3 protein-coding genes are annotated in these 2,883 nt (G+C 45.5%); all 3 read left to right on the top strand.

What is annotated here, in order from left to right:
* Positions 1-67: 67 nt before the first annotated feature.
* Positions 68-1,204 (top strand): hypothetical protein, encoded by a 1,137-nt coding sequence (locus MHN01_RS23125; protein ID WP_239413702.1) that lies wholly within the window; start codon positions 68-70, stop codon positions 1,202-1,204.
* Between the two features lie 369 nt (positions 1,205-1,573).
* Positions 1,574-2,668, top strand: a complete 1,095-nt coding sequence (locus MHN01_RS23130; protein ID WP_239413704.1) for a NapC/NirT family cytochrome c — start codon at positions 1,574-1,576, stop codon at positions 2,666-2,668.
* Positions 2,669-2,698: 30 nt separating this feature from the next.
* Positions 2,699-2,883: twin-arginine translocation signal domain-containing protein (locus MHN01_RS23135; RefSeq protein ID WP_239413706.1), on the top strand; the 185-nt coding region annotated here is incomplete at its 3' end.

The following is a 2,883-nucleotide window of genomic DNA, read 5'->3' on the forward strand; positions in this document are numbered from 1 at the left end:
TTCAATAAGTTGTTTCGAAAAAAGTGGTAGTGATCAAGTTGAATATGACTTTTAGGAAGTAAAAGTTATGGGCAATAAAAAAATGAGTATCGGTAAGCAGTCTGTTCTGGTTGGTGCTCTGTTTGCTTACCTGATAGGGGCTGGTTTTGCTACTGGTCAGGAGACTGTTCAGTTTTTTGCCAGTTGGGGTTCCGTATGGGCTTCCATCCTTATCGGCATTATCACGTTCTTTATGATGTACTTCTCTTATTCTGCATATGCTTATGCAGGCCGGACCCGAGGTATTGATGATGTCGCCGGTATTTTCAGGTTTTATGCCGGACCTGTAGGCGGCAAGTTTTTTGAGATCTTTGCATGGACGTTTAATGGTTGCGCCTACGTGTTCATGGTTTCCGGTTTTGGTAATGTCATGCATCAGCAGTGGGGTGTGCCCGTCGCTGTCGGTAGCGCTATAGCCGTGATTATTTCTGCCGGTACGGCTGCGGCCGGACTTAACAAAATGATTGAGATTATCGGAAAGATTGGACCTGCTCTGATTTGCTTTACATTACTCATCGGTGTTTCTTCTTCCTTCCAATACTACCCTCTAGTGGCTGAAGGCAATGCTGCTATCAATAGCGGTGAGGTTCAGGTCACCCGTGCCGGTGCTAACGTTGTGTTGTCCGGTTTATCGTACGGTGGAGTCTGCCTCTTGCTTGTCTCTGCTTTGGTTGGCCGTATGGGATCTGATCTTCGCGACTATGACTTTAAGTACACCAAGATTATTCTTTGTGTCACAGCCTTTGCGATCCCCTTTGTCAACATAGTGATGGGACTCAATCATATCGGTAACATCAAGGCGGCTACTCTTGCTCCTATTCCTAACCTGTTGTTGGCTAACAATCTCTTTGGTGCGATAGGGGGGATATATGCCGTCATCGTCCTTGTTGCTATATATAGTACGATGTGTCCTATTATCTGGACCTGTGTATCAATGTTCATTAGAGATGAAAGGAGCTTAAAGTACCAGCTGTCCTGTGTGGTCGCAGGTATCGGGGTCTACTTTGTAGCTCTCTTCATTTCTTTCCAGACGTTACTGAATTACATCATGACCTACTGTGGCTATACAGGTGCAGTTGTGTGCGGTGTCGTCGTTGTCCGTTATTACGTCATTAAAGCTAAAGACAAGGGGAAAAGCGCACCTGTTTCTGAGCTGATTAGTTAATGAAAGCCGAGTAATTCAGAGAACTGAGCAAGTCTCAAAACAGATCTTCTGAACTAAAAATTAATTTTACTCATTGATTTATATATACAAGTTTATTCGCTTACCAAAAGGCGGCATCCGTTGTCTTGATCTAAAATTCCTTTATAGCGTACAATTATCCCATACAGCGAACAGGGTTAATAAAATATTGGAATGAAAAGGCGGAAAGCCGGCACCGTTTGTTGAAGTTCTGTACCTTGGGTACGTGTACTTTTGATGGCTTTCACATCCCTCCTTTAAGTTAATTTTCCCTCGATAGAAGCATCCTTTTAGCTTGAAAACTTTCTCATTTCCTTTTCGAAGGGATTAAAAGATAACGAACGAAGTGTAGTGAAAATGAAAAAAACAATTGTAGTTCTGTTGATTGGTCTGGCAGTTGGCTGGGTTACCTTAGGTGGCACACAGGTAATTATGCACAGTACTTCCGATACCGAATTCTGCTTGTCCTGCCATACCATGCAAATCCCTTATGAGGAGTATCAGGGCTCTATCCACTTCTCTAACGCGAAAGGCATCCGTGCCGAGTGTTCAGATTGCCATATCCCGTCTGATCCGATTGGTTATGTCTGGACTAAGATCCGCGCGTCGAAAGATATCTATCACGAATTTGTCACCGGCAAGATCGATGATGAGGAAAAATACGAAGAACACCGTATGGAAATGGCTCAGATGGTGTGGGATCAAATGAAAAGTAATGATTCTGCTACCTGCCGCTCTTGTCATGAACTCGATGCAATGGACACCTACGAACAGTCGGAGGATGCGATCAAAATGCACGATTATGGTGGGGCAAATAATCTGACCTGTATCGATTGCCATAAAGGTGTAGCCCACTTCCCGCCCGTCGCAGAAATGGATTCTGAAGCTTACGACAATCTAGTGTCTGAAACCGAGAACACACCAGAATCGGCAAAACATGTGTATACGGTAAGTAGTGCTGAAATGGGGGAATTTGGTCGCATCAATCCTGCCGTAGCGCTTGAGGTACTAAGTGCCAGTGACACAGAACGCCAAGTACTTCTACAAGGCTACCAGATGCAAGGGGCTGAACAGGTTCTCTACATGGGAGAAGGTCAGCGCTCGATAATTGCCTCGTTGACTGATGCTGGCCAGGCTGGGCTGAAGGTCGGTGAATATAAAGAAGATGAGTACGGCAATAAGTGGCGACGCGCAGAGCTGACAGCAACTATCAGCTCACCGGTGCTGCCTTCTTCTGAATCTTTATGGGCTTATGCCGAAGAGCTGGACAATGTTTACTGCTCTGCCTGCCATGCAAAGATCCCGGCCACCCACTTTACCGTGAATGCATGGGGACCTGTTGCCAAAGGGATGGGAGAGCGAACCGATATCTCCGAACTCGACCTTGAGATCCTAACCAAGTATTTCCAGAACCATGCGAAAGATGTCGCAGGGTCTGACCATTAATCGTATTACAAAAATAAAAGGAAAATCACTATGGACAATCTTACCCGACGTAGTTTTCTTAAAGGGTCTGGTGCAGCAGCAGGTGCTTTAGCCATCTCTTCGCTTGTTCCTCTGAACGCTAACGCAAAGTCACAGGGCAAAGGTGTTCTGACTGCTTCTCGTATGGGCCCACTGTACGCTGTGGTTAAGGATGGAAAACTGGTTTCCACTGAGGG

This window comes from Photobacterium sp. OFAV2-7, assembly GCF_022347985.1.
In the GTDB taxonomy this organism is placed as follows: domain Bacteria; phylum Pseudomonadota; class Gammaproteobacteria; order Enterobacterales; family Vibrionaceae; genus Photobacterium.